Origin of the sequence: Nonomuraea africana, from assembly GCF_014873535.1 — a bacterium.
Classification (GTDB): domain Bacteria; phylum Actinomycetota; class Actinomycetes; order Streptosporangiales; family Streptosporangiaceae; genus Nonomuraea; species Nonomuraea africana.
In genome coordinates this window covers 6345352-6371795 of record NZ_JADBEF010000001.1, presented here as the reverse complement: position 1 = coordinate 6371795, position 26444 = coordinate 6345352, and the positions used below count along the sequence as shown (strand labels likewise).

The 26444-nt window shown below is 70.0% G+C and carries 21 protein-coding genes; 12 read left to right on the top strand and 9 right to left on the bottom strand.

Features of this window, described 5'->3' with window-relative positions; genetic code table 11:
* Window positions 1-111 precede the first annotated feature (111 nt).
* Entirely contained in the window at window positions 112-912 is an 801-nt protein-coding gene (locus tag H4W81_RS30170) for a hypothetical protein (RefSeq protein WP_318782039.1), read from the bottom strand.
* Between the two features lie 37 nt (window positions 913-949).
* Between H4W81_RS30170 and H4W81_RS30165 the strand changes: the two genes are divergently transcribed.
* The 4 genes from H4W81_RS30165 (at window position 950) to H4W81_RS30150 (ending at window position 4849) form a co-directional block, all read left to right on the top strand.
* Window positions 950-1783, top strand: a complete 834-nt coding sequence (locus H4W81_RS30165; RefSeq protein ID WP_192777914.1) for a 2,3,4,5-tetrahydropyridine-2,6-dicarboxylate N-succinyltransferase — start codon at window positions 950-952, stop codon at window positions 1781-1783.
* A gap of 78 nt (window positions 1784-1861) precedes the next feature.
* On the top strand, window positions 1862-2935 hold the full coding sequence (gene dapE / locus H4W81_RS30160; protein ID WP_192777913.1) for a succinyl-diaminopimelate desuccinylase: 1074 nt from the start codon (window positions 1862-1864) through the stop codon (window positions 2933-2935).
* Between the two features lie 523 nt (window positions 2936-3458).
* Window positions 3459-4253, top strand: coding sequence for an LOG family protein (locus H4W81_RS30155; protein WP_192777912.1), 795 nt, complete (start codon window positions 3459-3461; stop codon window positions 4251-4253).
* A gap of 11 nt (window positions 4254-4264) precedes the next feature.
* Window positions 4265-4849 (top strand): LOG family protein, encoded by a 585-nt coding sequence (locus H4W81_RS30150; RefSeq protein WP_192777911.1) that lies wholly within the window; start codon window positions 4265-4267, stop codon window positions 4847-4849.
* 653 nt (window positions 4850-5502) lie between these two features.
* On the opposite strand, the gene H4W81_RS30145 is transcribed toward H4W81_RS30150, so the two are convergent.
* Entirely contained in the window at window positions 5503-5784 is a 282-nt protein-coding gene (locus tag H4W81_RS30145) for a hypothetical protein (RefSeq protein WP_192777910.1), read from the bottom strand.
* 28 nt (window positions 5785-5812) lie between these two features.
* On the opposite strand from H4W81_RS30145, the gene H4W81_RS30140 reads away from it, so the two are divergent.
* Window positions 5813-6895 carry a hypothetical protein gene (locus H4W81_RS30140; protein ID WP_192777909.1) on the top strand — a complete coding sequence of 361 codons (1083 nt, stop codon included), beginning with the start codon at window positions 5813-5815 and terminating at the stop codon, window positions 6893-6895.
* Window positions 6892-7452, top strand: coding sequence for a DNA-3-methyladenine glycosylase I (locus H4W81_RS30135; RefSeq protein ID WP_192777908.1), 561 nt, complete (start codon window positions 6892-6894; stop codon window positions 7450-7452). Before H4W81_RS30140 ends, H4W81_RS30135 begins: the two co-directional genes overlap by 4 nt.
* 121 nt (window positions 7453-7573) lie before the next feature.
* On the opposite strand, the gene H4W81_RS30130 is transcribed toward H4W81_RS30135, so the two are convergent.
* The 5 genes from H4W81_RS30130 to H4W81_RS30110 form a co-directional block, all read right to left on the bottom strand.
* Window positions 7574-9649: a DUF2264 domain-containing protein gene (locus H4W81_RS30130; protein ID WP_225958857.1), complete on the bottom strand. Its 2076-nt coding sequence runs from the start codon at window positions 9647-9649 to the stop codon at window positions 7574-7576.
* 2 nt (window positions 9650-9651) lie between these two features.
* Entirely contained in the window at window positions 9652-11928 is a 2277-nt protein-coding gene (locus tag H4W81_RS30125; RefSeq protein ID WP_192777907.1) for a polysaccharide lyase 8 family protein, read from the bottom strand.
* 467 nt (window positions 11929-12395) lie between these two features.
* Window positions 12396-13706: a M60 family metallopeptidase gene (locus H4W81_RS30120; RefSeq protein ID WP_192777906.1), complete on the bottom strand. Its 1311-nt coding sequence runs from the start codon at window positions 13704-13706 to the stop codon at window positions 12396-12398.
* A gap of 99 nt (window positions 13707-13805) precedes the next feature.
* Window positions 13806-14852 (bottom strand): LacI family DNA-binding transcriptional regulator, encoded by a 1047-nt coding sequence (locus H4W81_RS30115; protein ID WP_192781128.1) that lies wholly within the window; start codon window positions 14850-14852, stop codon window positions 13806-13808.
* Window positions 14853-14886: 34 nt separating this feature from the next.
* A complete protein-coding gene (locus H4W81_RS30110; protein ID WP_225960336.1) occupies window positions 14887-15897 on the bottom strand; it encodes a hydroxyacid dehydrogenase in 1011 nt (336 codons plus the stop codon).
* A 498-nt stretch (window positions 15898-16395) separates the two neighbouring features.
* Here H4W81_RS30110 and H4W81_RS30105 point away from each other — a divergent pair, with 498 nt between their 5' ends.
* The 6 genes from H4W81_RS30105 to H4W81_RS30080 all read left to right on the top strand — a co-directional run bounded on the left by H4W81_RS30105 (window position 16396) and on the right by H4W81_RS30080 (window position 24895).
* On the top strand, window positions 16396-17391 hold the full coding sequence (locus H4W81_RS30105; protein WP_225958855.1) for an ABC transporter permease: 996 nt from the start codon (window positions 16396-16398) through the stop codon (window positions 17389-17391).
* Window positions 17378-18265 carry a carbohydrate ABC transporter permease gene (locus H4W81_RS30100; RefSeq protein ID WP_225958854.1) on the top strand — a complete coding sequence of 296 codons (888 nt, stop codon included), beginning with the start codon at window positions 17378-17380 and terminating at the stop codon, window positions 18263-18265. Before H4W81_RS30105 ends, H4W81_RS30100 begins: the two co-directional genes overlap by 14 nt.
* Window positions 18266-18291: 26 nt before the next feature.
* Window positions 18292-19962, top strand: coding sequence for a type 2 periplasmic-binding domain-containing protein (locus H4W81_RS30095; RefSeq protein WP_192777905.1), 1671 nt, complete (start codon window positions 18292-18294; stop codon window positions 19960-19962).
* A gap of 41 nt (window positions 19963-20003) precedes the next feature.
* Window positions 20004-21395, top strand: a complete 1392-nt coding sequence (locus tag H4W81_RS30090) for a M1 family metallopeptidase (protein WP_192777904.1) — start codon at window positions 20004-20006, stop codon at window positions 21393-21395.
* Window positions 21392-23605, top strand: coding sequence for a galactose-binding domain-containing protein (locus tag H4W81_RS30085; RefSeq protein ID WP_192777903.1), 2214 nt, complete (start codon window positions 21392-21394; stop codon window positions 23603-23605). Before H4W81_RS30090 ends, H4W81_RS30085 begins: the two co-directional genes overlap by 4 nt.
* Window positions 23606-23668: 63 nt before the next feature.
* A complete protein-coding gene (locus H4W81_RS30080) occupies window positions 23669-24895 on the top strand; it encodes an alpha-L-fucosidase (RefSeq protein WP_192777902.1) in 1227 nt (408 codons plus the stop codon).
* On the opposite strand, the gene H4W81_RS30075 is transcribed toward H4W81_RS30080, so the two are convergent.
* Both H4W81_RS30075 and H4W81_RS30070 read right to left on the bottom strand, forming a co-directional pair.
* Window positions 24892-25668 carry an enoyl-CoA hydratase-related protein gene (locus H4W81_RS30075; RefSeq protein WP_192777901.1) on the bottom strand — a complete coding sequence of 259 codons (777 nt, stop codon included), beginning with the start codon at window positions 25666-25668 and terminating at the stop codon, window positions 24892-24894. The genes H4W81_RS30080 and H4W81_RS30075 overlap by 4 nt on opposite strands.
* Complete coding sequence (locus tag H4W81_RS30070) at window positions 25665-26441, bottom strand: PaaX family transcriptional regulator (protein WP_192777900.1); 777 nt, start codon at window positions 26439-26441, stop codon at window positions 25665-25667. Before H4W81_RS30070 ends, H4W81_RS30075 begins: the two co-directional genes overlap by 4 nt.
* Between the last annotated feature and the right edge of the window lie 3 nt (window positions 26442-26444).

Genomic DNA, 26444 nt, shown 5'->3' with positions numbered 1-26444 from the left:
GTCGTGACAAGCCCGGCTGGTGCCTCGGTCGCTCTGACAGATCAACCAGCGCTTGCCATTCCGCAGCAGTCCGATCGGTCTCTTGGCGGTTGGGGCAGGCCGACCGGGTTTCTAGGACAGCTCGACTCGGCGGGAGCCCGCCTTGCCGCCGGTCTTCCAGCCGTCCGCCGACCAGATGATGCCGTTGAACCCGACGCTCCGCAGGCCGTACTGCTGAGCGTGCGCGACCGACCAGGTCGCGATCAGCCACCCGCGCCTGGCGCTGGGCACGCTGACGGCGCCGAGAGCGCGGGCCAGGTCGCGCTGCGCCTCCTCCGTGCGCGGCGGCGGGGGCGTCTCCTTCACCGGATAGGTGCAGTGGAGGGCCCGCGGCACCCTGCCCGTGAACGCCGCCGCGAGGATGCGCGCGTTGTTCTCGTGCGGTCCGTAGGCGTATCCGGCGGCCGATCGCTGGACGGCCTGCGCCGCCTCGGCCACGGGCATCTTCTGGTAGCCCTTCACCTTCACCAGCGCCGCGAAGAACCGGTTGGTCGAGTAGATCGGGTCCATGATCTGCTTCTTCTTGCCCCACCCCTGCGAAGGCCGTTGCTGGAAGACCCCGAGCGAGTCGCGGTCGCCGTAGGAGACGTTGTACATCTTCGACTCCTGGATGGCGGTGGCGTAGGCGATCACGATGGCCTGCTCGGGCAGCCGCCTGCGCTCGCCCACCGCCGCGATCGTGGCGGCGATCCTCGCCTGCTCGATGTCGAGGTCGAGCTCGCCCTTCGGCGTCTTCACCACGCAGCCCTCGGCGTTCTCGAGCAGTGGGTCGGCCCTTTTGAGCAGCAGATAGACGCCCACGGCGATGGCCACCGCGAGCGTGAGAACGATGATCCCGATTGTCAGGACCGCTCGGGAGAAGCTTCGCCGCACCCTGAAAAACCTACCCGGCCAGATAGGCTCCGTGGCCATGAGCCAGAGCTATGTGAGCCCGCTTCCAGCGGCCGTTGACGAGTTGTGGTCCAACCGCGCGCAGCTGTCCCCTTCGGACGCCGAAGCCAGGGGCATCGTGGTCGCGGCGATCGACCAGCTCGACACCGGCCAGGCACGGGTGGCCACCATCGCGGACAGCGGCGAGGTCGTGGTGGACGAACGGGCCAAGCGGGCCATTCTGCTCAGCTTCAAGGTGCTCGGCATGGCCAGGTCGCAGGTGGGCGACTTCCAGCACCACGACAGGCTGCCGCTCAAGACGACGTTCGACGGGGTAAGGGTGGTGCCGGGAGCCATCGCCAGGTGGGGCTCCTACGTGGCGCCCGGGGTGGTGCTGATGCCGTCCTTCACCAACATCGGCGCCTTCGTCGGCGGCGGGACGATGGTGGACACCTGGGTGACCGTCGGCTCCTGCGCGCAGATCGGCACGAACGTCCACCTGTCCGGCGGGGTGGGCATCGGCGGCGTCCTGGAGCCGCCGAACGCGGTGCCGGTCGTGGTGGAGGACGACGCGCTGATCGGCAGCAGGGCGATGCTGGTGGAGGGGGCGAGGGTCGGACGCGGCGCGGTGGTCGGCGCTGGAACGATCCTGTCGGCCTCGATGCCGGTGATCGACGTGCAGACGGGGGAGGAGCTGGGCCGTGGGCGCATCCCCGACTGGTGCGTCGCGGTGGGCGGAACCCGGCCCAAGGAGTTTCCTGGAGGGACGTTCGGGCTGCCGTGCGTGCTGGTGCTCAAGCGGCTGGAGGCTGGTCAGCGGCATGACAAGGCGGCGTTGAACGAGGTGCTACGAGAACACGGCATCAACGCCTGACGTCCTTCGCTCTCCTCGCCCGGCTGCGGCTCAGGGGTGTACGGCCTGCCGTACCTGACGGGTTTAGGGTTGGCTCTCATGCTGGACTTGACGCAGGACGTGGGCGCGCTGACCGCCGCCATCGTGGACATCGAATCGGTCAGCGGCAACGAGAAGGCCCTGGCCGACGCGGTGGAGCAGGCGCTCAGGGCGCTTCCGCACCTCGCCATCGACCGCTCGGGCGAGACCGTCGTCGCACGGACCTTCCGGGGCCACGCCGAGCGGGTGCTGATCGCCGGTCATCTCGACACCGTTCCCGTGGCAGGCAACCTCCCCAGCCGGATCGACGGCGACCTCCTCTACGGCTGCGGCACGTCCGACATGAAGGCAGGCGTCGCGGTCGCGCTCAAGCTCGCCGCGCTCGTCCCTGAGCCCAACCGCGACGTCACCTACGTCTTCTACGACTGCGAGGAGGTCGAGGCCGAGCGCAACGGCCTGACCAGGGTGAGCCGCGACCATCCCGACTGGCTGGCCGCCGACTTCGCGGTTCTCATGGAGCCCACGGACGGCGTGATCGAGGGCGGCTGCCAGGGCACGATCCGCGCGGAGATCACCACAAGGGGCAAGCGCGCCCACAGCGCCAGGTCCTGGCTCGGCGTCAACGCGATCCACGCCATCGAGGGCGTGCTGACCAGGCTCAACGCGTATGAGGCCAGGCGACCCGTGGTCGACGGGCTGGCGTATCACGAGGGGCTCAACGCGGTGGCGGTGCGCGGCGGGGTCGCGGGGAACGTGATCCCCGACGAGGCCGTGGTCACGGTCAACTACCGCTTCGCGCCCGATCTGTCACTCGCGCAGGCCGAGCAGCACGTGCGGGAGGTCTTCGCCGGGTTCGAGGTCGCCATCACCGACGGCGCGCCCGCCGCGCGGCCGGGGCTGACGCATCCGGTGGCCGCGGCCTTCGTGGCCGCGGTGGGCGGGACGCCACGGGCCAAGCTGGGCTGGACCGACGTGGCTCGCTTCTCCGCGCTGGGGGTTCCGGCGGTGAACTACGGGCCCGGGGATCCGAACCTGGCTCATCAGCAGGGGGAGTACGCGTCGCTGACGAAGATCGCGGAAAGCGAGATCGGCATGCTCAACTGGCTCACATCAGGCCCCACACCGGCAACCTGAATCAGGGGCCGTTCGACGGGTGGGCCAGTCGCAAGGCTCACCCACACCCCACATCCACCCCACGCCCGCCCTCGAGAACCTGCACGCAGTCATCTGAGGCACCGTCACCCTGGGAAGCCTTGTTCCTTCACCAGAAGGAGCCTGTCCTGCACCTTGGGACCCTTCACCCGAGATATCTCGCCCTGAGGGGCCTCGGCCGTCGCTCTCAGGTCGTGCAGGAGCCGGTCTGCTGGGGCCCGCCGTCCGAGAAGAGGGTGTGAAGGCGGCGCGGCGAGAGGGTGGATTGCCTGGTGGGAGGCGGTTGCGGAGTCTCACGGTCGCCGGCCATGCTACGGCCACGGGGCGGCTGGCGAACCCCTCAGAAGGGCCGACAACGTGAAAGTGGCTTTCCTCGCCGGCCATTTGGCGGGGAAAGCCACTTTCAGTCCCGAGCAGCACCCTCGGCAGTTAGACGCAGGACCTTCGAAATCTGGTTCCCTCCTTTTTTCAAGATTTTTTAGCCAAGCGCGCTAGCGTGATCCGTATGAAACGGACACGTCCCGAACGTCGTCAGGGCCAAGCGGTCGTCCGCGGCCGCCTGGTTCCCGAATCCACCCACGACCAGCGCCTTCTCGATCGTCAGGGCCCCGCTGACTGGGTGCACATGGACCCGTGGCGGGTGTTGCGCATCCAGGCCGAGTTCGTCGAAGGTTTCGGCCAGCTGGCCGAGTTGCCTCCCGCGGTCACCGTGTTCGGCTCCGCCCGTACCCCCGTGGACTCACCCGACTACCAGACCGGCGTGGCGTTGGGCCGCTGTCTGGCCGAGGCAGGCTACGCCGTGATCACCGGCGGCGGGCCCGGTGCTATGGAGGCGGGCAACAAGGGCGCGTCGGAGGCCGGCGGCATCTCCGTCGGGCTCGGCATCGAGCTGCCCTTCGAGCAGCGCATGAACGACTACGTCGACCTCGGCATCGAGTTCCGCTACTTCTTCGTCCGCAAGACGATGTTCGTGAAGTACTCCTGCGGATTCATCACGCTGCCCGGCGGTTTCGGCACGCTGGACGAGCTGTTCGAGGCGCTCACCCTGGTCCAGACGCAGAAGGTCACCTCCTTTCCCGTGGTGCTGATGGGCACCGAGTACTGGGGCGGCCTCATCGACTGGATCAAGAACACGCTGCTGTCGTCGGGGAAGATCTCGGCGCAGGACCTGGATCTGATCCACGTCACCGACAGCGTCGAGGAGGCGGTCGGCATCATCATCGAGTCGGAGCGGCGGCGCAACGAGATCGGCGAGGAGGAGAAGGAGGCGGTGGCCGGCCACATGGTGGAGCCTCAATAGACTGATTTCCCGTGAACATCTGCGTTTTCTGTGCATCTAGTCAGAAGATCGACCCCAAGTACGTGCACCTCGCCACCGAGGTCGGCACCGAACTCGCGCGCAGGGGCCACACCCTGGTGAGCGGAGGGGCGACGGTCTCCTGCATGGGCGCGGTGACCAGAGCAGCGAGAGCCGCCGGCGGTCGCACCGTCGGCGTCATCCCCCAAGTGCTCGTCGACATCGAGATCGCCGACACCGAGTCGGACGAGCTGGTCGTCACCGCCGACATGCGCGAACGCAAGGGTGTCATGGACGCCCGCTCCGACGCGTTCCTGGTGCTCCCCGGGGGCATCGGGACGCTGGAGGAGCTCTTCGAGATCTGGACCGCCAGGGTCCTCGCCCTCCACACCAAGCCGCTGGTGATCCTCGACCCCTGGGGCCTGTACACGCCGCTGCGCTCGCTGGTCGAGCACATGTACGACGAGGGGTTCACGCGGGCGAACGTCTTCGACGCGATCTCCTGGACGACTTCCGTGGAGGAGGCGCTCACGGTCCTGGAGTCCCCGGCTCGGCCGCTGCAGCCGAGTGTGGAGGAACTGGGCGAGTCGACCCCCTGACCCGCTTCACGGGCGCCGTTACGGCGGGGACCCTGTGCCGCTGGAGGAGCGCACGGAGACAGACCTCAACCCGGGACGGCGGGCGGCGCTGGGGTGGCGGGAGCCGTAGGGGGAGGTGGGTTCTGCACCGAGCGACCACCCGCAGCCGGACACCTGAGATCGCGCCAGCGGACGGCGCCGCGCCCGGCTCGCGCACCGGGGGCGGTGGGGTGCTGCGTCGAGTGACCGCCGTCGGTTGGACACCTGCGACCGCGCTGGGGGACGGCGGCCGCGCTGGGCTCGCGCACCGGGGGCGGTGGGGTGCTGCGTCGAGTGACCGCCGTCGGTTGGACACCTGCGACCGCGCTGGGGGGCTCGCGTGCCTGGAGAAGGCAGCGGAGGGAGGCGACGACGGACGGCTGTCCGCCTGGACGGAGCGGCCCTGCCCCCTTGTAGCTCGCGAGCCGATGGGTGTGCGTTGCGCGACGCCGGTAGTGAAAGCCGGCAGGTGGTGCATGACGCGAAGCCCGGAGTGGGGTCTGCGGGTTGTGCGTTGGGGCGCAGACCTGCAGCGAGCCTCGCGGTGGAGACCGGCGGGTGTGCGCGGTTGGTGACCTGGGCCGAGGAGGATGAGCGGCGGACGAGGTTGGTTGTGGCCGAGGCCGGTGGGGGAGTCAGGCGAGGCCGCGGCGGGTGAGGGTTGGGGGGCGGGTGCCGGACAGACAATCGGTCATCTCCAGGGCGAGTCTGACCTGATCGGTATGTTCCGTCACGAACACGCCCGCTCCCGCGCGCCGGAAGACGGCGGCGGCGGCGAGGGCGGCGTCGAGCCGTGCGGGCAGCCTGACCAGCACCGTGACCCCGTCCGCGGCTCGCTCCCGCACCTCGAGGAGGGTGTCGGCGGGGGTCCAGGTGGGTTGTTCACGCTCGTCGGGCGCGAGCACTACAGGCCTCATGTCTCGATCGTACGAGTACGATTCCAGTGTGCTGGTCGTACTCGCCATCGCCGCCCTGGCGATCCTCGCCTGCGTGGTCGTGGTCTCCCTTGGCAGGGGCGGTGAGCTGACCGAGTTCCCGCCTGACGTTCCGCCGCTCGACCTGCCCGAGGCCGGGCAGCTGACCGCGGTCGACTTCATGGCGCTGCAACTGCCGGTGAACCTGGTGGGCTACCACACGCAGAGCGTCGACGAGACGCTGCGCCGTGCCGCGAACGCCATCAGCGCCCGCGACACCCGCATCGCGGTGCTGGAGCAGCGCGTGTCGGAGCTGCTGGCCAGCCGGTTGCAGGCGCGGCAGGAGGTGTACGCGGGTCCGAGCGCGGCTCCCCGCACCGAACACCGTCCCGACGCTCCTGCCCTGGCACTTTCCGAGGACGGCTCGCCTTCCTCTGACGCGCGTGTGGGTCACCACTCCACGGCCGACCTGCCTGAGGTCGCCCCTCCTGCTGACGGAGACGCCGTATTCGGCCAGAGAGGGGATGACACGCCGGTTCCCGCGGACCTTGCGAGTGGGACTGCGGCTGACCACCTTTCGGACGGCAGCGCGATGCCCCCGGTGGCTGGCGAGATCTACGGCAGTGCGAGTTCGTCGACGGCTGGTCAGATTTGGGGCGGAATCGCCGATCGTGGAGAGGTGGAGGATCTGCCCGACCTGGGATCTGGCAGAGCCGACCACTCTCTGGGGGAATCGGTCGACGAGGGAAACGTCGCTGCTTCTGGACATGGAGAAGGCGGTCATCTCGACTCCGATGGCGCCGTCGAACCTCAGATGACCGCCGAGGCCGCGGATGCCGAGGCTCATCTCCACGACGCCGGCACGGATGGGGACGCGCCTCACTCCGACGCCAGGCAGTCGGCGGACCGGGATGCCGGGCTGCCTGATTCCGAGGACGCCGAAGAGTCGGCCTTCGACCGGGATGCTCGGCTGAGTGAACCCGAGGACGCCGAGTCGGCTCCGGGCCGGGGCACCGGGCTGCCTGCATCCGAGCGGGGCAGCGCGGCCGAGGGTTCCAATGGTGCGGATGAGTTGCCCGCCTCGATCGGTCGTCGTGGGGACGGTCGCTCGTGAACGAGGTGATCCGTTGCGAGTGGACGGGCATGAGCGCTCCGCTCTACATCGCCTACCACGACGAAGAGTGGGGGCGTCCGGTTCGCGGGAATGACAAGGTCTTCGAACGGGTGAGCCTGGAGGCGTTCCAGTCGGGCTTGTCCTGGCTGACGATCCTGCGCAAGCGGGACAACTTCCGTAAGGCGTTCGACGACTTCTCCATTCCCAAGGTCGCGGCCTACACCGAGCAGGACGTCGACCGGCTCCTCGCCGACGAGGGCATCGTCCGTAACCGGGCCAAGATCGAGGCGACGATCGCCAACGCGCGCGCTGCCCTCGAGGTGCCCGGGGGGCTGTCGGAGTTGGTCTGGCGGCATGCCGATCCCGACTCTCCGGTGCCGAAGTCGATGGCCGATGTCCCGGCGATCACGCCGGGGTCGAAGGCGCTGGCCAAGGAGCTGAAGTCGTACGGCTTCCGCTTCGTGGGCCCGACGACGGCTTATGCGCTCATGCAGGCCATCGGGCTGGTGAACGACCACATCGCGGACTGCGTCGTCCGGATTCCAACCGGCCACTGACTTCGCCCCTTCGGCTTGCGGTTACCGGATGCTGCCCTGGGTGCAGGGTGCAGGGTGCAGGGTGCAGGGTGCTGCGCTGGGGGATGCCCGGAGTCTGCTGGTCTAAGTGCGGGGTGCTGGGCTATGAGAGACCTGGGTGGTTGGGTAGGGGATGGGTGTGGTGGTCGCCGTCGGGGAAGGCGATCCTGATCGACTCGGGTGATACCTCTACCGTGATGGCGTCGCGTAGAGCCGATGGGTGGACGGTGTCACCTGACAACACCACGAGTGAGACATGGACTCCAGGCGTGTCGGCGTGCAGGCAGGGCACCGCTGAGTGGGGTCCGAAGGCGTTCGACTCCACGTCGCGGGAGATGCTTGCCCGGTGCCAGCCGTACAGGCCGACGATGGCTGAGGTGAGCCCGTCCGTACGGCGGGCCAGCGCCCACCCGGGCCCGGTGATGGCGGCGGGCGGGGTGACGTCGGAGACGGCGTAGCCGCCCTCTCGCACTGTCACCCCCAGAACTTGGGTGGCCGTCTCACCTGTATGACGTGAGCTCAGGGCGAGGGTCGTCGTTGTTGGGGCGGCTTCGGATGAGCCCTGTGGGTCGTCGTCCGTTGAGCGCTGTGGGTTGGCGTCCGTATGAGGTGGTGTGGGGGTATCCGTGGGTGATGTCGGCACGGTGTGTTCCACGGCGGGGGGCGGGCTCGCAGGAGTCGATGGTGGGGAGGGATGGGAGGCGGAGGTGATCTGGTGGATGCGGATCTCCCAGGGGCCTCGGACGAGTGAGGTGGTGGTGACGCGGTCTCCCTGAGGAGTTTCCGTGTAGGAGGAGGCGGTCCGGCCGGAGCACTCCAGCGGGTGGATCGCGCCACGTGCGGACGGGACGCCGTCAGGGGACAGGAGGGCGAGGTGGTTGTCGACGTTCCTGGCCCAGGCGTGTTCGGCGGACTCGGGCGCGGTGCGGGTGGAGTAGGCGAGCTTGGCGTAGTGCGGATCGTCGGGCGGAGCGCCGTGGTCGCTGCCGTGGTTGACCAGGCGGACGATGCCGTCGTGACGGGTTCCGTGCAGGAGCAGGCCCGCGGTGGGGAGCGCGACGGTGAGATCGCCCTCGTCGATGGGGAGCATCTGCTCGCGGGCCGTCCACACCGGGTGCTCGGGCGGGAGCAGCAGGCCGAGCAGGCCCTTGGACGCCCAGTACGGCGAGGCGGGCCCCGAATACGCCTGCGTGGTCGGGAGAAACGTGTCGTACCAGCCCTGGGAGAGCAGCCCGCGCTGGTCGGGGACGCCGCGTTCGGCGAAGTGGCGCGCGACCGACGAGGCGAGCTTCCTGGTCTGCCCCGGGGCGAGCGGGGTGGCGTCGGCGAGGGCGCCCATCCAGATGGGGGCGAGCGAGGCGAAGCGGTAGCAGAGTGAGCGGCCCTGGTGGAGTGGCGCGCCGTCTGAGCCGAAGAAATGCTGGTAGCCCGTGAGGAACTCGGTCAGGCGGGCGCGGTAGAGCTTGGCGCGCTCGTCGTCGCCGGACATACGGGTCCACAGCAGGGGATACAGGTGGAGGGCCCAGCCGCCGTAGTAGTCGAAGTTGCGCGTGCCGCCGTCGGTGTACCAGCCGTCGCCGACGTACCACTCCTCGATGCGCTCCAGGCCCCTGTCGATCTCGTGCTGGTCGTACGGCCCGCCGACCGACTTCACGAACTCCTCGCTCACGGTCTGGAACAGCATCCAGTTGTTGTCCCAGGTGCGTTTCCCGACGAACCCGCTCAGCCAGGCGACCACCCGCTCCCTCACCTCGGAGGAGAGCCGGTCCCAGAGCCAGGGCCGCGACTCGTGCAGGCCGACCGCGATCGAGGCGGCCTCGACCATCTGCTGCGAGCAGTCGGTCAGCTCGGGCCAGGCCTCGCCGCTGGACGGGTCGGTGCCGTTGGCCAGGCCGGTGGCGTAGCGCTCGATCAGCGCGGGACGGACCCGGCCGCGCGCGCCCGCGATGCGGAACGCGGCGGCGAGGAACGTGCGGGCGAACCCCTCCAAACCGTCGAGAGCCACGCCTGACCAGCTCGCTCGTCCCGGCAGCCGGTACTGGGCGAACCCGGGCGACGCGTACGGCACGACCGAGTCGAGCAGGTGGTCGGTCAGCGTCTCCCAATGGGCGCGGGTCCAGCCGGTGCGCGGCGAGAGCAGCCGGTCGGTGGGCGGCAGGGACAGGTAAGGAGGGGTCATGCCTAACCTTCTCGGTGGCGGCCGACGGTGAGCTCGGCCGTGTGGGTGTGGCCGCGCGATCCGGCCAGTTTGACGGTGATCGTGGGGTTCTTACCCGGTTGCACGGTGACGGTGTCGTCGGCGCGCACCACGCCGTGGGCCGGATGGCCGAGGGTGAGCGTGACAGTGTCGACCGTACGGCTCGGGTCGGAGACGGCCAGCGAGACGCGGTCGCCCGCCCGCCGTACGAGCACGGCGCAGGGAGCGCTCGCGGTGACCTCGCCCGCGCTCCCCGCCGCCCAGAAGGTGGCGGCGAACAGCCGGTGCCCCTGGCCGCCCCGGCCCGCGTGGACCGCCTGCACCTCGGCGGTGTTGGCGAGCACCTCGACGCCGGAGAAGGCCGCGGTCTGCTCGGCGGTCGCGTGGGGAAGCAGGAGGTAGGCGTAAGTGGCGCCCGAGGGGTTGGCGCCGTGGTCGAACCAGAGCGTGACGTACTCCCTGGACACGGGCCCTGGCGTGCCGCCGGTGTCGGCGCCGTCGTTGATCGCCCTCCAGGAGTCGGTGCGCACCTCGCGCAGCATGCGCAGCGGCGCGCCACCGGGGAAGACGTAGCCGCCCACCCCTTCGAGATGGGCCCACGAGGAGGTGGACGAGCCCTCGTGGCCCTGCTGGAGGACGCCGTCGACGGTCAGCGCGCCCGTGGTGCCGCGGTTCTCGACGATGGTCTCGATCGTGCGGCCGTCGGTGCTGGTGATGCCCGTGCCCAGGCACACCACGGCGTCGTCGAGGCAGATCCAGCTCTTCCTGGCCGTGAGCGTGCTGCCCATGGCCATGAGCTCGAGCCCCGCCACGCCGTACCCGTCGAGGACGGCACCGCCCGCCCACGCGTTCTTCGGGCGGAAGGTGCCGGTGCCGCTCACGGAGACCGCGGGATCGCGGTGCCGCGTGTCGACCGTGGTGCCGGGCAGCCGGTAGGAGTTGACGGTCGGCCAGTAGTCGGCGCTGTAGTGGTCGAGGTCGGTGTAGAGGTAGGTGACGCCGTCGCCTTGGTACCAGGCGCGGTAGTTCTCCCCGTTGCCGCACTCGTATCCGGCGATGCGCTTGGAGTCGAGGCTGAGAGCGAAGGACCAGCTCTCCCTCCGGTGGACCACGCGGTCCATGTCGGCGAACACGTGATGCCCCACTGGTCGCGGCGCGGGGGTGAGCCGGGTGTCGGCCAGGAGGGTCCGCGCCCTGGCGGTCGCCGCGATGCCCGCCCTGTCGAGGAACCTGCCCCTGCCGATCCAGACCTTGGCCAGCTCCTTGAACCGGGTGGCGTACGGCTCCGGCGCGCCGGTCGCCAGCTGGAGGATCGCGTCGACGGTGTCGCGTCCCGCGTCGTGGTCGCGATGGCCGCCGCGCGACACCGCCCTGCCCCTGACGCTGTCCATCATGAGGCCGTCGTGGATCCACGGCGCGAACGTCCGCTCGACCGCGTCGAGGATCACCGACCGCTTCGGGTCGGAGACCTCCCAGCTCGAACCGCCGAGCAGGCCGAGCACCGCGCTGACCGACTGGAGCAGGACGACGCCGTAGGAGCCCGTGTAGGCGACGGTGTCGTGCTGGACGAACGAGCCGTCGGCGTAGAAGCCGTCGCGCGAGGTGACGTAGCCGAAGAGGGTGTTGCGCCCGCCGTCACGCAGGTCGGACAGCCCGTCACGGGCCAGCGCCACCTTCGCGGCGTCGTCGCCGACGATGCCGCGAAGGGCGACGATCAGCGCCTTGTCGGCCCTGTTGGCGCCGGTCTCGGAGAAGTTCGTGAGGTTGGTCCTGCGGTCGGGGTTGGGGCAGAACCTGTCGACCGCTCGGATCCACGCCGCGCGTTGCTCCGCGCTGATGACGTCGTACATCAGGAGACAGGTGTCCGTGAGGGCCCGGGCGGATCCGATCTCCCAGTGCCACCAGTTGCCCACCTCGCGTTTGGTCTCGTTGTAGGCGCGGGCGTAGAGGAAGTCGAGGGCGCCGAGGAGCTGCGTGGCGAGGCCGCTGTTGCCGTGGAGGGCCGAGCCCGGGGTGGCCCAGGCGGTGGCGAGCGTGCGGATTCGCTGGTGGCTGCTCGAGATGTCGGCGGAGGCGCCCTTGAGGGGGAGGTCGGGCCAGAGGGAGGTGCGGTTGGGCGACAGGTCGAGCGCCTCGCGCAGGGCCTTGGCCGAGGTGTCGAGCCTCGCGAGGGGGGCGGCGAACGCGGGGTCGGCGGGGTCGAAGGGCGCGCCGGTCAGGAGGGCGGTGGCCTTGGCGCGGAGGGTGGCGAACTCGGTCACGCCCGAAGTTTGCCCGATCGGGGTGGGGGTGAGGGACGGGGAGGCCGCACCTGTGGAAAACCCGGCGCTGTTCGCGGAGGCTGTGGATAACCCGACCGCTTGCTGGGGGAGGAGGAACGCCGCCAGCCCACCCGCCAGCCCGAGAAACCCCCTGCGGCTGGTGGCGGAGTCGGCGTCGGCCGAGAGTACGCGTGCTGTGGAGGCCAGGACGGTGTCGCGAGCGAATGGGGAAGCGTCGGCCAAGGGCGCAGGTGGGCCGTTGGTGGGGGACGGCAGCAGCGGGCGAGGACCGGTGCTGCCGGAGGTTCCGCGGTGGTTCGGGTTCGCCGTGTGGACGGGCGTCAGCGCATGCGGGTCGACCTCGGGGGACGGCGGTTGCGGGTGCGACCCGGGCGTTGGGGACGGTGGCAGCTGGCGGGTGTTGATGGGTTGAGGGGGGAGCTGGGGTGCAGGCATGGGGGCGGCTCCTACTCGGCCAGTGTGCTGGGGTCGGTGTCGGGCGTGGGAAGGCCCAGGGCGGACACCCGCGCCAGATACTCCGCCGTCACCGGTGCACCCCACCGCGTCCAGAACCCGCTCAGATCCCGTCCAGCCGTACGAGAGGTGTAGAGCGCCAGGTACCCCCACCTCTTGTCCGTCTCCGTCCAGTCCGACGCGGGCCGTTCGGCGCGGACCAAACGGTGCAGACGGGGCCAGAAGTCATCGCCGAACGCCAGCTCCAGCTGCCTGAACGGCACTAGCTTCTCGAAGGCGCCGAACCCCTTCACATATCCCGAGCTGGGCAGCTTCGGCAGCGCGCTCTGGTACGGCGTCAGCCCCGTCTTCGCGTCGGGCTTGGTCAGGTTCGAGGGCTGGCCGAGCGTCCGCTGCGCCGCCAGCGAGTAGATGTTGACCGTGACCTCCGTGAGGTCGGTGGGCTTGTAGGCCATCTGCTGGTGTTGGTGTCCGAGCTCGTGGTAGACGCCCCAGCCCCTGGTCCGCAGCCCCTCCACGGTGATCAGCCGGTCGAGGTAGGTGCGCGGGTAGGCGGTCCAGCCGTGCGTGGCGTACGCGCCCGCGCCCGTGGGCATGCGCGGCGCCTCCACCAGGTGGAACGGCAGCGGGCTCCGCTCGCGGTCGGTGAGTCCGGAGATCGCGGCGTGCGAGGAGATGATCGTCTCGAGCACGGTGAGCAGTCCGCCGTGGTCCTCCTCGCGCCAGGCCAGCATGCCGTCCCTGGTCACTGTGACGATCCCGTACGGCGACAGCAGCTCGACCTGCGGCGCGGCGGTCAGGGTGTCGAGCTGCGACTGGAAGTCCGACTCGGTGGTCTCGCCCAGCACGAAGGTCGGCACCGGCACCGCGCCGCCGAGGAACTTGACCTTGGCCTTCTGCCCCTCGCCGATGAGCGACAGGTACACCATGCCGCCACCGGGGTCGGTGACCGTGTTGACGCCCGCGCTCAGGGGACAGGCGCGCGGGTTCTTGTAGATCACGTCGGGGTGGGTGTCGGGAGCGCCCACGTGAAGGGTGGGGAGCAGGCCGTCCGGCGCGTCGACCTGGACGGTCAGCGGGGTCGCGGCGGGCAGGTGGAGACCTGTGGGGTGGAAGTTGGTGGTTCCGAGCGCCTGCTGGAGCCGCAGCCGCTCGCTCTCGGCGCTCGGCCTGGCCCTGAGCACCACGGTGCGCCTGGCGTCGAGGGCGGAGGTGGTCGCGAGAGCGGGGCCCGCGCCGAGGAGGACGGCGCCGGCGGTGGCCGCGCCGAGGAAGCCGCGGCGGGAAAGGGGGGTGTGTGTCATGACGGCAGCATGAAAGCGCTTTCTATCGCACGTCAAGAGCCTGGGAATCTTTCTATGTCTTTCTATGCTGCTCAGTGCCAGGGTTTCAGTAAGCGCTTGCTACCGAGGAGGCGCGACCGAGCCGCGGACGACGATGCTGGTGCCCACGCGCGTCGTGGTCTGCACGGGTGCGAGGTAGTCGCTCTCGCCCGCCACGCCCAGCGCCAGCCGTACGGCCTGCCGTCCCATCTCCTCCAGCGGGATCCGCACGGTGGTCAGCTGGGGGCGCAGCTCCTGCGCCACCGGCACGTCGTCGTAGCCGACCACGGAGAGCTCCCCGGGCACCGACACGCCCGCCAGCTCCAGCGCCTGCATGACACCGGCGGCGATGGTGTCGTTGGCCGCGAAGATCGCGGTGAAGCCGAGCCCTTCGGACAGCAGGGCCCTGACCTTGTCGTAGCCGAACCTGCGGGTGAAGGACCCGGTGTGCACCAGCTCCTTGGTCTGCGGGAGCCCCCGCATCTCCAGCGCTCGCCGGTGCCCCGCCAGGCGGGCGATGGTCGTGGACAGCGTGGCGGGCCCGCCCAGGAACAGGATCCTGCGGTGCCCCTGCGTGATCAGGTAGTCGGTGATCGCGAAGGCGCCGCCCTCGTTGTCGTACTCGACGACCTTGGTCGGCACGTCGTCGCCGAGCGACGGCCGCCCGCACAGCACCAGCGTCGAGCCCGCGGTGTGCAGGGCGCGGGCCCTGCGGCTCACCTCGGCCGCGTAGGCGCGGTCCTCGTGCGCCCCGCCGACCAGGATCACCGCGTCGGCGCGCTGCTCGTGCAGCAGGTCGATGAACGCCAGCTCCTGCTCGTGGCGGCCCTGCGTGCAGCACACCATGCACAGCCGTCCGTGTACGGTCGCCTCGCGCTCGACGCCCCTCGCGATGTAGGCGTAGAACGGGTCCACCACGTCGTTGATGATGATGCCGACGGTCCTGTTGGTGGCGCCCGCCAGCGCCCTGGCGTGGGCGTTGGCGACGTAACCCAGCTCGGCGATGGCCGCCTCCACGCGTTCTCTCGTGGACGTCGCGACGGGGTAGTTGCGGTTGATCACTCTGGAGACGGTGGCGCTGGAGACGCCGGCCCGCCTGGCGACGTCGGCGATGGTCGCCGAGCTCATCTCGGTCACCGGCTCCTCCTTACCCGTGTGAAGATCATGCCATTCGGTCGAGCGCGTCGAGCTGGATCTCGTGCAGCAGCGGCAGCCCCACGCAGTACCTGGCCACCTCCTCGACCGTGGAGTCGGCCAGCCTGCCCAGCTCGTTGCCCTGCGCGCCCGCCAGATGGGGGGTGAGGAAGACGTTGGGCAGCTCGAACAGCGGGTGTCCCGACGGCAGCGGCTCGGGATCGCTGACATCAAGTATCGCGTCAAGTCGCCCGCTCGTGACCTCCTCCAGCAGGGCCTCGGTGTCGATGAGCGTGCCCCTGGCGGTGTTGATCACCACCGCGCCGTCCATGAGCCTGGCCAGCCGCGCGCGGTCCAGTATCCGGTAGGTCTCGGGGGTGCTGGGCGCGTGCAGGCTCACCACGTGCGAGCGGCGCACCAGCGTGTCGAGATCCACCAGGGCGCCGCCCAGCCTGGAGATCTCCTCGGGGTCGGCGTACGGGTCGTAGACCAGGACCTCGGCCTCGAGCCCGCGGAGCAGCTCGACGACCCGCCGCCCGATCCGCGACAGCCCGACCACGCCGACCGTGATGCGGCGCGCGCCCAGCCAAGGGATGCCAGTGAAGTCGCGTTTGGTGCCGTACGTCCGGTAGCGGTGCGCCATCGTGAAGGCGCGCTTGGCGCCGAAGACGATGGCCGCGTAGGTGAACTCGGCCACGGGGACGGCGTTGGCGTCGGCCGCGCTCGACACCCTGACACCCTGCCTCAGCACCGCGGGGTCGAGGAAGGTCTTCACCGTCCCCGCCGCGTGGGCGATGAAGCGCAGGTTGGGCGCCCGCTCCAGGAGCCGGGCGCCCAGCGGGGGGCATCCCCACCCGGTGACCAGCACCTCCGCCTCGGCGAGCACCGGGAGGGCGGAGTCGGCGGACAGGTCGTGCAGGACGTCGTCGTGAAGGTCGGCCAGCTCGGCGAGCCGGTCGAGGGCGCCCTTGGCGAAGACCTCCTCGCGCACGCCCGGCGCCATCGCCAGGACGGTACGCGGTCTGAGCCGCACCTCCATGACCGTCACATCACTCTCCCCGAGTCCTGACCGAACCAACCCGAACCACCCAACCCCCAACCCAGGAGCCCGGCCATCACATCCACCCGCAACCCGGAATCCCTGGGACCCGCGTCCCTTGGGACCCGAACCCGCGCTCCCGTGGATCCGGACGATTCGAGCCCTCGTTCCCGCGGTCTCGGACTCGCATTCCCGTGGGTTCCCGTGGGTTCCCGTGGGGCCGCGTGCCCGTGAGACCGCGCTCCCGTCGATCCGGGACCCGTGGACCCATGCGTCCGCGGGCTCGAGGTTCCGAGGCCCGCCGGCGCGAGGTCTCGGTGATCCGCGAACCCACGGCCGAAGATCTCAACTCAATAGTAAGCGCGTACTACGAAGATCCTGGGCCGCACGCTAGGCCCTCACCTGAACAAACGTCAAGTGCCGAAAACCCACCCCGCCCAACCCCTTGACGGGACGAGAAAGCGCTTACTACGGTCACGCCAACCGGAAGGACCACGCATGACGACACCCCTGCAAGCCGTCGGGCCCGGCACGGCCAGCCGTACCAAGCCCGAAACCTCCTCGGCCGCGCCCAGGCGACTCCCGCTGTGGAAACGGCTCTGGCGGGACCGGGTGATGCTCATGCTCACCCTCCCCGGCCTGGTGTACTTCCTGGTCTTCCACTACGTCCCGCTCTTCGGCTACGTGGCCGCCTTCCAGGACTACCAGCCCTACATCGGCTTCCTCGACAGCCAGTGGGTGGGCCTGCAGAACTTCGCGACCATGCTGGGCGACCCCCGGTTCTGGGACGCGGTGGGCAACACGCTGCGCATCACGCTCACCCAGCTGGTGCTCTTCTTCCCCGCCCCCATCGCGCTGGCCCTGCTGCTCAACAGCGTGATCAGCGAGAAGGTGCGCAGGTTCGTGCAGAGCGTGGTCTACCTGCCGCACTTCATCGGCTGGGTGATCATCGTCTCGATCTTCCAGCAGGTCATCGGCGGCGCGGGTGTGCTCCCCGACTTCCTGGAGAGCGTCGGGCTGCCGCGCTACGACATGATGACCGACCCCGACGCCTTCCCCCTGCTGGTCACCCTGCAGGTCATCTGGAAGGACTGCGGCTGGGGCACGATCATCTTCCTGGCCGCGCTGCTGTCGATCAATCCCGAGCTGTACGAGGCCGCCGCGATGGACGGCGCGGGCCGCTGGCGCCGGCTCTGGCACGTCACGCTGCCCGGCATCACGCCGATCATCATCCTGCTGCTCATCCTCAACCTCGGCAGCATCCTGTCGGTCGGGTTCGAGCAGATCCTGCTCCAGCGCGACGCGGTGGGGCCCGAGTCGGGCGAGGTGCTCGACACCTTCGTCTACTTCAACGGCGTCCAGGACGGCCAGTGGGGTCCGGCGGCCGCGGTCGGGCTGGTGAAGGCGGTCGTCGGCGCCGCCCTGGTGCTGGGCGCGAACAAGGTGGCGCACCTGCTGGGCCACGAGGGGGTGTACCGCAATGCGAGCAAGTGACCGTCCCGCCTGGATGGAGCGGCCCTCCAGGCTCGGGGTGGCCCTCAAGGCGGTGATCATCACCGCGATCACGCTGCTGGTGATCTATCCGTTCGTCGGGGTCCTGAGCACCAGTTTCTCCTCGGAGTCTGAGATCGCCAAGAGCGGTGGTTTCGTCGTGTTTCCCACCGCCCCCCAGCTGGACGCCTACCGCGCCGTCTTCGACGGCGGCACCGTCACCCGCGCCCTGCTCATCAGCGTCCTGGTCACCGGCCTCGGCACGCTGGCCAGCGTCACCGTCACGATCTGCATGGCGTACGGCCTGAGCCGCCGCGAGGTCACCGGATCGAAGTGGATCCTGATGATCGCGCTGTTCACCATGCTGTTCAATCCCGGCATCATCGCCAACTTCCTGCTGGTCAACCAGCTGGGCCTGCTCAACAGCTTCGGCGCGCTCGTCCTGCCCAGCCTGGTCAGCGCGTTCAACCTGGTCGTGCTGCGCTCGTTCTTCATGAACCTGCCGAGCGAGCTGCTGGAGAGCGCCCGCATGGACGGCGCGGGCGACCTGCGCATCCTGGTGCGCATCGTGCTCCCGCTGTCCAAGGCGGTGATCGCGGTCGTGTCGCTGTTCTACGCGGTCGCCTACTGGAACAACTTCTTCAACGCCCTGCTCTACATCGACGACTCGGACCGGCACCCGCTGCCGAACATCCTGCGCACCTTCATCCTGCAGGGCCGCACGCTGGAGAGCGCCGTGGGCACCGAGGCCCCCGCTCCCGTGCAGGCGATCCAGATGGCCGTGCTCGTCGTCGCCATCGTCCCGATCCTGCTCGTCTATCCCTTCCTGCAGCGCTACTTCACCAAGGGCGTCCTCACCGGCGCGATCAAGGGCTGAGCTCCCCCCACCCCCGAAGGAAGACCATGAACCTGTCCAGGCGCGGACTCCTCCGCCTCGGCGCGACCGCCACGGCCGGCGCCGCCCTCTCCCCGCTGCTGGCCGCCTGCGGCGGGGGCGCCGGCAGCGCTCCCGCCACCAAGGCCCAGGGCCTGACCGTCAAGCTGCCCGCCTACGTGCCGCTGTCCGGCGCGGCCAAGCCCGACCTGCCCGGCACGGCGGCGGGGGTGCCCGAGGGGTACTTCACCTATCCGAAGGAGCTGTTCAAGTCGGTGGCCAAGCCGCCGATGTCGGGTGGCACGGTGACGATGGCGTCCAAGACCTTCCTGCCGCCGCCTCCGCCGCGCGAGCAGAACGCGGCGTGGCAGGAGATCGAGAAGCGACTCGGCGGCAGGGCCGAGCTGATGATCGTGCCCGAGGCCGACTGGCCGACCAAGTTCAACACCATGGTCGCCGGCGGCAACCTGCCCGACGTCTTCCCCTACGTGTCCACGCAGGGCGTCAACAACCTGCCCGCCTTCGTGGCCAGCCAGTGCGCCGACCTCACTCCGTTCCTCAGCGGCGACGCGGTCAAGGAGTACCCGAACCTGGCCGCCATCCCCCAGGTGTTCTGGAAGCAGGGCATCGTCGCTGGCAAGCTCTACGGCATCCCGATCCCGCGCAACCTGGTCGGCGGCATGGGCTTCTACCGCGCCGACCTGTTCGCGGCGGCCGGCGTCGGCGACCTGACCGAGCTCTCCGACCTTGACCGCCTCTTCGAGGCGCTCAAGGCGGTGACCAACCCCAAGGAGAAGCGCTGGGGCCTGGTCACCGCGACCGGCGCCGCGTACGGCCTGACGATCTTCGGCCAGCTCTTCGGCTGCCCCTACGAGTGGCGTCTCGACAAGGCGACGGGCAAGCTGACGCACCAGATCGAGACCGAGGAGTACAGGGCGGCGGTCGAGTACACCCGCAAGCTGCGCGAGGCCGGCGTCATCTACCCGGGCTCGGAGGGCTTCGACTCGCTCAAGCGCAAGAACGAGTTCAACGCGGGGCGCGCGGCGATGACCTACGACGGCATGCCCGCCTTCCTCGGGCCCGTCGGCTACCTGCAGACGCAGAAGAAGATCGACCCCAAGGCCGACCCGCGCCCGATGGTGCCCATCGGCGGGAAGGCGACCGCCTATCTCAACAACATCGTCTTCGCCACCAACTTCGTGAAGAAGGCCGACGAGGCCAAGGTCAAGGAGATCCTGCGGGTCGTCGACTTCTTCGCCGCGCCGTTCGGCAGCGAGGAGTACACCCTCATCCAGTACGGCGTCGCGGACACCGACCACACCCGCGACGACAAGGGCAACCCCGTCCTCACCGAGCAGGGCGCCAAGGACACCACCGTGCCGTGGAAGTTCCTCGGCGCCCCGACCCAGCCGGTCTTCGACTCCTCGTCGAGCGAGGCGGTGAAGCTGGTCCACGACGCCCTCGCCAAGATGATCGCCGTCGGCGTCGAGGACCCCACCGCCGGACTGTTCTCGCCCACCAGCGAGAACAGGTACGAGTCCCTCTTCACGATGCGCACCGACAGGGTCACCTCGATCATCGCGGGACGGGCCCCCGTGTCGGACCTCGACCGGCTCGTCAAGGACTGGAAGGCCCAGGGCGGCGACAAGATCCGCGCCGAGTTCGAGAGCGTCATCCAGAAGAACGGCGGCGTCGGCTGAGCGACACCTCTTCCCCGTCAGCTCTATTACGGAGACCCCCCATGAAGCGAACCATCGCGGCGCTGGCCGCCGTCACCCTGGCGGCCGGAGCCCTCGCCCCGCCCGCGCACGCCGACCGCTTCGATCCGTCGCCGGGAGCGCCCGGCCTCGGCGACCCGCTCTTCCCCGATCTCGGCAACGGCGGCTACGACGTCCGCCACTACGACGTCTCCTTCGACTTCACACCCGTCACCTACGACTTCACCACCGCCGTGACGATCACGGCCACGGCCGTCCAGGACCTGTCGTCCTTCAATCTGGACACCGACGGTCACACCATCGAGTCGGTCACCGTCGACGGCCGCCCGGCGACGTGGGCGCTCGGTCAGGGCCGCACGGGGCAGGAGCTGACCGTCACCCCCGCCGAGCCGTTGCGGAACCACCGGCCGTTCACCGCCGAGGTGCGGCTGCGCGGCAACGGCAAGGCCCCGCGCGCCGGCCTCACCGGCTGGCGATTCGGCCCCGACGGCGGGTTCGCCGCCGCCGCGCAGGCCAGCAGGGCCGACACCTTCTTCCCTGTCAACGACCATCCCTCCGACAAGGCCACCTGGACGTTCAGGGTGAAGGTGCCCGAGGGGTACGTCGCCACCGCCAACGGCGAGCTGGCCGCCAAGGACGGCGACGTCTGGCGGTTCGAGGAGCGCGAGCCGATGCCGCCCGAGCTGCTCGGGCTGGCCGTGGTCAAGGGCACCTACCTGTACGGCACCGGCCCGCACGCCCTGCCCCTGCGCCACGTCGTCCCGCAGGGCCAGGAGGAGAAGTACGGCCCGATCGCCGCCGAGACCGCGGGCCAGATCGAGTGGGCGGAGGCCAGGTTCGGCCGCTTCCCCTTCTCCACCTACGGCGTGCACATCTACCCCGGCTACACCGACGCCCTGGAGAACCAGACCCTCTCCCTGTTCGGCACCGGCTGGTTCACCAGGCCCACCTACTCCAACACGATGATCCACGAGCTGGTCCACCAGTGGTTCGGCGACTCGGTCACCCCCGCCACCTGGCAGGACGCCTGGCTGAACGAGGGCCCGGCCGTCTACTACGCGGCCGTGTGGGCCGAGGAGAAGGGCGGCGAGAAGCTCGCCGACAAGATGCGGACGGTCTACGGCAAGCTCGACGCGGTCCGCGCCAAGGACGGCCCGCCCGGCAGGCCGAAGGGCCTCGGCGGCTACAACATCTACGACGGCGGCGCGCTGGTGCTCTACGCCCTCAGGAAGGAGATCGGCGAGGCCGACTTCGACCGGGTCATGCGCCGCTGGGTGCAGCGCAACAAGGACGGCAACGCCTCCACCGAGGACTTCATCGCGCACGCGGCGCAGACCACCCACCGGGCCGACCTGGACGCGTTCCTGCGCGCCTGGCTCTACGGCGAGAAGAACCCCCCTCTGGAGATCTCATGAGACGCCTGCTCGCCCTGACCGCCCTGCTCTCGCTCCCCTTGACGGGTACCGCGCACGCCGCGGAACCCACCACGAAGGTCTACCACGCGGCCCCCGACGCCACGGGCCACGCCTGCAACGAGACCAACCCCTGCTCCCTGGAGACGGCCAGGGACAAGGTACGTGAGGCCATCGCGGGCGGCATGAACCGCGACATCGAGGTCCGCCTGGCCGGCGGCGTCTACCGGATGGCCGAGCCGCTCGTGCTCGACCGGCGCGACTCCGGGCCGGACGGGCACACCGTCACCTGGACCGCCGCCCCCGGCGCCGAGCCCGTGCTGTCGGGCGGCGTGCCGATCACCGGCTGGAAGCAGCAGGGCGGTCTCTGGGTCGCCCAGGCCCCCGACGGCGTGGTGCCCAGGCAACTGTTCGTCGGCGGCGTCAGGGCGGTTCGCGCCCGGGGCGAGGCCTGCCCCGCCAGCGTCTGCGACGCGACGAAGACCGGCATGACCGGCGCCGTCAAGAGCGGGATCGCCGCGTGGAAGACGCCCGCCAACGCCGAGGCGGTGATCAGGATCCGCTGGCGCAACTACCACTGCGCGATCGACAGGGTCGAGGGCGACCTGATCACGTTCGTCCAGCCGTGCTGGGTCAACTCCGCCAGCGGCACCAACCGCACGGGCCCCGCGTGGGACACCACGACCGTCGACTCCAGCCGCTACACCAAGGTCTCCTACTTCGAGAACGCCCTGGAGCTGCTCGACCAGCCCGGCGAGTTCGTCTACGACCGCGGCAGCCGTACGGTCAGCTACCTGCCCAGGCCGGGCGAGGACCTCAGTGACGTGATCACGCCCGCGCACGAGACGCTGCTGCGGATCGAGGGCGCGAGCGGGGTGAGGGTCTCGGGACTGGCCTTCGAGCACGCCGCCTACCTGCAGCCGAACACCGACGAGGGCTACGCGGGCATGCAGGCGGGCCTCACGCTGACCGGCGCCACCGGCCCCGTCGACCATGCGGGCCGCTACTACACCAAGCCCGCCGCCGCGGTCGTGGTGCGGGGCGGGCAGCGGGTCACGGTGGAGAACAGCTCCTTCGCCCGCCTCGGCGGCGCGGGGATCATCATGGAGAAGGGCACCAAGGACTCGGCGGTCATCGGCTCCACCTTCACCGACCTGTCCTCCGGCGCGGTCTACGTCGGCGACACCGAGCCCAACCCGCCCGTCGAGCTGCAGGGCGAGCGCAACACGGTGGCCCGCAACACCATCACCCACATCGGCGTGGAGTACACCGACGCGGTGGGCGTCTGGGCGGGCTACGAGAGCGAGCTGTCGGTCGACCACAACACCCTCGAGAAGCTGCCCTACTCCGGCATCTCGGTCGGCTGGGGATGGAACCAGCCGGAGGCGCAGCGCCCCGCCATGCGCGACAACAGGATCACCGGCAACCGGATCGTGGACGCGATGATGGTCGCCTTCGACATGCACGACGGCGGCGCGATCTACACCCAGGGCCCGCAGCCCGGCACGGTGATCTCGGGGAACTACATCAACCGCTCGGCCTACGGCAACACCGAGCGGGACGGCAACGGCGTCTACCTCGACGAGCAGAGCAGTTACATCCGCGTCGAGGGCAACGTGCTGACCCGCATGGGCTACAAGTGGGTCTCGAACTGGGCCGGCTACGGCATCCAGAACCTCGCCACAGGGAACTGGACGGACACCACCGCGCCCGCCCTGTCGGGCAGGGGCTCGCAGATGGTGGACAACTTCCTCGCGCTGGAGCTGCTGCCCGAGGCCGCCCTGCAGGTGGCCGCGGCCGCGGGCGCGGCCCCCGGCGGTCAGGTCGAGCAACTGGTGCCCGACCTGGCCAGAGGCAGGGCCGCCACCCAGTCCTCCACCGACGGTACGGCCGGCGCCGCCCACGCGGTCGACGGCTCGACCACGACCGACACCAGGACGCTCAGCCAGCCCGGCTCCTGGTGGCAGGTCGACCTCGGCGAGGTCAGGCGGATCGGCTCGGTCGAGATCTGGAACGACGCCTCGATGACCACCGGCGACGTCGAGGTGATCGTCGCCACCCGGGCCGACCTGTCCGACGCGAAGCGGGTGAGCGTCACCGGCAAGGTCCTTCGCCCCTCTCTGGTAGAGATCGCGGCCGATGCCCGGTACGTGCGCATCCAGCGCACCGGCACTGGCAGGATCGGGCTCGCCGGAGTCTCGGTCCACCCGTAAGCCCGTAAGAACGCACCTCGAGGGGGTACGGCCCGGCCGTGCCCCCTCCCGCTTGGAGAGCAGATGAGCTGGTTCACCGACGCGCGGTTCGGCCTCTTCGTCCACTGGGGCATCTACGCCGCCGCGGCCCGCCACGAGTGGGTGAAGTCCTACGAGAAGCTGGACGACGCGCACTACCAGCGCTACTTCGACCATTTCGCCCCCGACCTGTACGACCCCGAGGTCTGGGCGGACGACGCGTGGAACGCGGGCATGCGCTACCTGGTCGTCACGACCAAACACCACGACGGGTTCTGCCTGTGGGACTCCGCGCTCACCGACTACAAGGCCACGGCGACGCCGTACGGCAAGGACCTGTTGCGGCCGATGCTCGACGCCTTCAGGGCGCGGGGCATGCGGATCGGGCTCTACCACTCGCTGATCGACTGGCACCATCCCGAGTTCCCCATCGACCTCTACCACCCGCAGCGAGACCTCGGCGAGGACGAGAGCCGGGATGTCCGGAAATACGCTGACTACCTGCACGGACAGGTCCGCGAGCTGCTCACCGGCTACGGTCCCATCGACACGATGTGGTTTGACTTCTCCTACCCCGGGCGCGGCATGGGAGCCAAGGGCCGCGACGAGTGGCGCTCGGCGGAGCTGGGGGCGATGGTCCGCGAACTCCAGCCGGGCATCATGATCAACAACCGGCTCGACCTCGGCGGTGGCGACTTCATGACGCCCGAGCAGGTCATGCCGCCGGGCGGGGTGCCGGGACACCTGCCGTGGGAGGCGTGCCAGACGCTCAACGGCAGCTGGGGCTACGACCGCGACAACCTCGACTGGAAGTCGCCGCAGCTGCTGCTGAGCATGCTCGTCGACACCGTCTCCAAGGGCGGCAACATGCTGCTGAACGTCGGCCCCAACGCGCGGGGCGAGTTCGAGCCGCGCGCGGTCGAGCGGCTGCGCGAGATCGGCAGGTGGACCAGGCTGCACGGCAGAGCGATCTACGGCGCGGGCGCGTCGGAGTTCACCCCGCCCCAGGACTGCCGCTACACCCAGCGCGGCGACCGGCTCTACCTGCACCTGCTGAACTGGCCGATGAAGCACGTCCACCTCGCGGGACTGGCGGGCAGGGTGAAGTACGCCCAGTTCCTGCACGACGCCTCCGAGGTGCGCGTCCTGGAGGTCGACCCGCACGAGCCCGGCCACGCCTACCTCAGGGGCGTGCCCGTGGACACGCTCATCCTGCAGCTGCCCGTGACCAGGCCCGACGTGGCGGTCCCGGTGGTGGAGCTGTTCCTCTAGCGGCCGGTGAAGGAGGGACGCTCCTTGGCCAGGAAGGCGCGGGTGGCGCCCAGGTGGTCGTCCGTGGCGGCGAGGGCGTCCTGCAGGTCCGCCTCCAGCTCCAGCGCCTCCTCCAGGGAGTGGGACGCGGCGAAGTGGAGTGCCCGCTTGGTCGCCGCGTACGCCTTCGTGGGCCCGGCCGCCAGCCGTACGGCCAGCTCGTGGGCGGACTTCAGCAGCTCGTCCTCGGGCACCACCCTGGAGACCAGCCCGAGCTCCAGCGCGCGGGCCGCGTCCAGCGGCTCGCCCAGCAGGAGGAGCTCGGCGGCGCGGCCCTGGCCGACCAGCCGCTGCAGCGTCCAGGAGGCGCCGGAGTCGGGCGCGAGCCCGATGCCGGAGAAGGCCATCGCGAACTTGGCCCGTTCGGAGGCGACGCGCAGGTCGCAGGCGTAGGCGAGGGAGGCGCCCGCGCCCGCGGCCACCCCGTTCACCGCCGCCACGACGGGCTTGTCCATGCCGGTGATCAGCGAGATCAGCGGGTTGTAGTGCGCCCGCACGGTTCCCGCCAGGCCACGGCCCTCCTCCAGGTTCGCCGCGTGCTCGCGCAGGTCCTGTCCCGCGCAGAAGGCCCGGCCCGAGCCGGTGATCAGCACGGCCCTGACGGCGTCGGCGGCGGCCGCCTCGCGCAGCGCGCCGAGCAGGGCCGTCTTCACCTCCACGGTCAGCGAGTTCATCGCCTCTGGCCGGTCGAGCGTGACGGTGGCGACGGCATCGGTGACGTCGTAACGGATCACAACAGCTCCTTGTCGACGAAGGCGGCGGCGGACGGCATCAGGCGGGCGGCCTCCTGCTCGAAGAAGGCCCTGGCCTTCTCGCCGGGCCACCCGGGCGGCAGCAGCTCGGCGGGCAGCCCCGGATCACGGAACAGGAAGTTGCGCCAGCCGTGCAGCAGTCTGCTCCTGGTGGCGAAGACCTGGGCGTCAGGCGCGCCGTCCGGCAGCCCGCCGACCAGCTCCTGCGCGTCGGACAGCCACTGCTCGTAGGCCCGGCCCATCGAGTCGAGGTCCCAGGCCCTCGCCACCAGCTCGCGGGGGTCGCCGTCGAGGACGGCCTCGAACCTGTCGGCGCGGATGTGCTCGTTGGCCAGCAGCGGATCGAGTTCGGGGGAGGGCCGCGGACCCACCCAGGTGGTCTCCGAGAGCGGCGCGTAGCCGAGGAAGGCCAGATCGGCGCGGAGCCGCTCCCTCCTGGCCCGCTCCCTGACGGGCTCCAGGACGATCAGGTGCCAACGGCCGTGCCACTTGATCGTTCCAGCTCGGTAAATTCTCAGCGCGGCCTCGTCCAGGCGTCTGACGCACTTGGGCGTGACCACGTACCCAGGCCCCTGGGGCAGTCTGGCCCGGTCCAGCCAGCCCTGCCTGACCATCCGCGAAACCGCCGTCCGCACGGCGGGAGCGGCGATTTCCAGGGGGGCGAGCAGTCTGACCAGGGCGGCGACAGAGGCCTTCCCGCCACGGGAACGCAGGTGGTCCCCGTAGAGGTCGAACAGCGCCGCGCGTGCGTTCACGAG

Excerpts from the sequence above, each read along its gene's own strand:
- H4W81_RS30110 (WP_225960336.1), bottom strand. The coding sequence starts at position 15,897 with ATGGAGGTGCGGCTCAGACCGCGTACCGTCCTGGCGATGGCGCCGGGC.
- H4W81_RS30080 (WP_192777902.1), top strand. The coding sequence starts at position 23,669 with ATGAGCTGGTTCACCGACGCGCGGTTCGGCCTCTTCGTCCACTGGGGC.
- H4W81_RS30100 (WP_225958854.1), top strand. The coding sequence starts at position 17,378 with ATGCGAGCAAGTGACCGTCCCGCCTGGATGGAGCGGCCCTCCAGGCTC.
- H4W81_RS30145 (WP_192777910.1), bottom strand. The coding sequence starts at position 5,784 with ATGAGGCCTGTAGTGCTCGCGCCCGACGAGCGTGAACAACCCACCTGG.
- H4W81_RS30115 (WP_192781128.1), bottom strand. The coding sequence starts at position 14,852 with ATGAGCTCGGCGACCATCGCCGACGTCGCCAGGCGGGCCGGCGTCTCC.
- H4W81_RS30120 (WP_192777906.1), bottom strand. The coding sequence starts at position 13,706 with ATGACACACACCCCCCTTTCCCGCCGCGGCTTCCTCGGCGCGGCCACC.
- H4W81_RS30085 (WP_192777903.1), top strand. The coding sequence starts at position 21,392 with ATGAGACGCCTGCTCGCCCTGACCGCCCTGCTCTCGCTCCCCTTGACG.
- H4W81_RS30155 (WP_192777912.1), top strand. The coding sequence starts at position 3,459 with ATGAAACGGACACGTCCCGAACGTCGTCAGGGCCAAGCGGTCGTCCGC.
- H4W81_RS30090 (WP_192777904.1), top strand. The coding sequence starts at position 20,004 with ATGAAGCGAACCATCGCGGCGCTGGCCGCCGTCACCCTGGCGGCCGGA.
- H4W81_RS30095 (WP_192777905.1), top strand. The coding sequence starts at position 18,292 with ATGAACCTGTCCAGGCGCGGACTCCTCCGCCTCGGCGCGACCGCCACG.
- dapE (WP_192777913.1), top strand. The coding sequence starts at position 1,862 with ATGCTGGACTTGACGCAGGACGTGGGCGCGCTGACCGCCGCCATCGTG.
- H4W81_RS30165 (WP_192777914.1), top strand. The coding sequence starts at position 950 with ATGAGCCAGAGCTATGTGAGCCCGCTTCCAGCGGCCGTTGACGAGTTG.
- H4W81_RS30105 (WP_225958855.1), top strand. The coding sequence starts at position 16,396 with ATGACGACACCCCTGCAAGCCGTCGGGCCCGGCACGGCCAGCCGTACC.
- H4W81_RS30130 (WP_225958857.1), bottom strand. The coding sequence starts at position 9,649 with ATGACCCCTCCTTACCTGTCCCTGCCGCCCACCGACCGGCTGCTCTCG.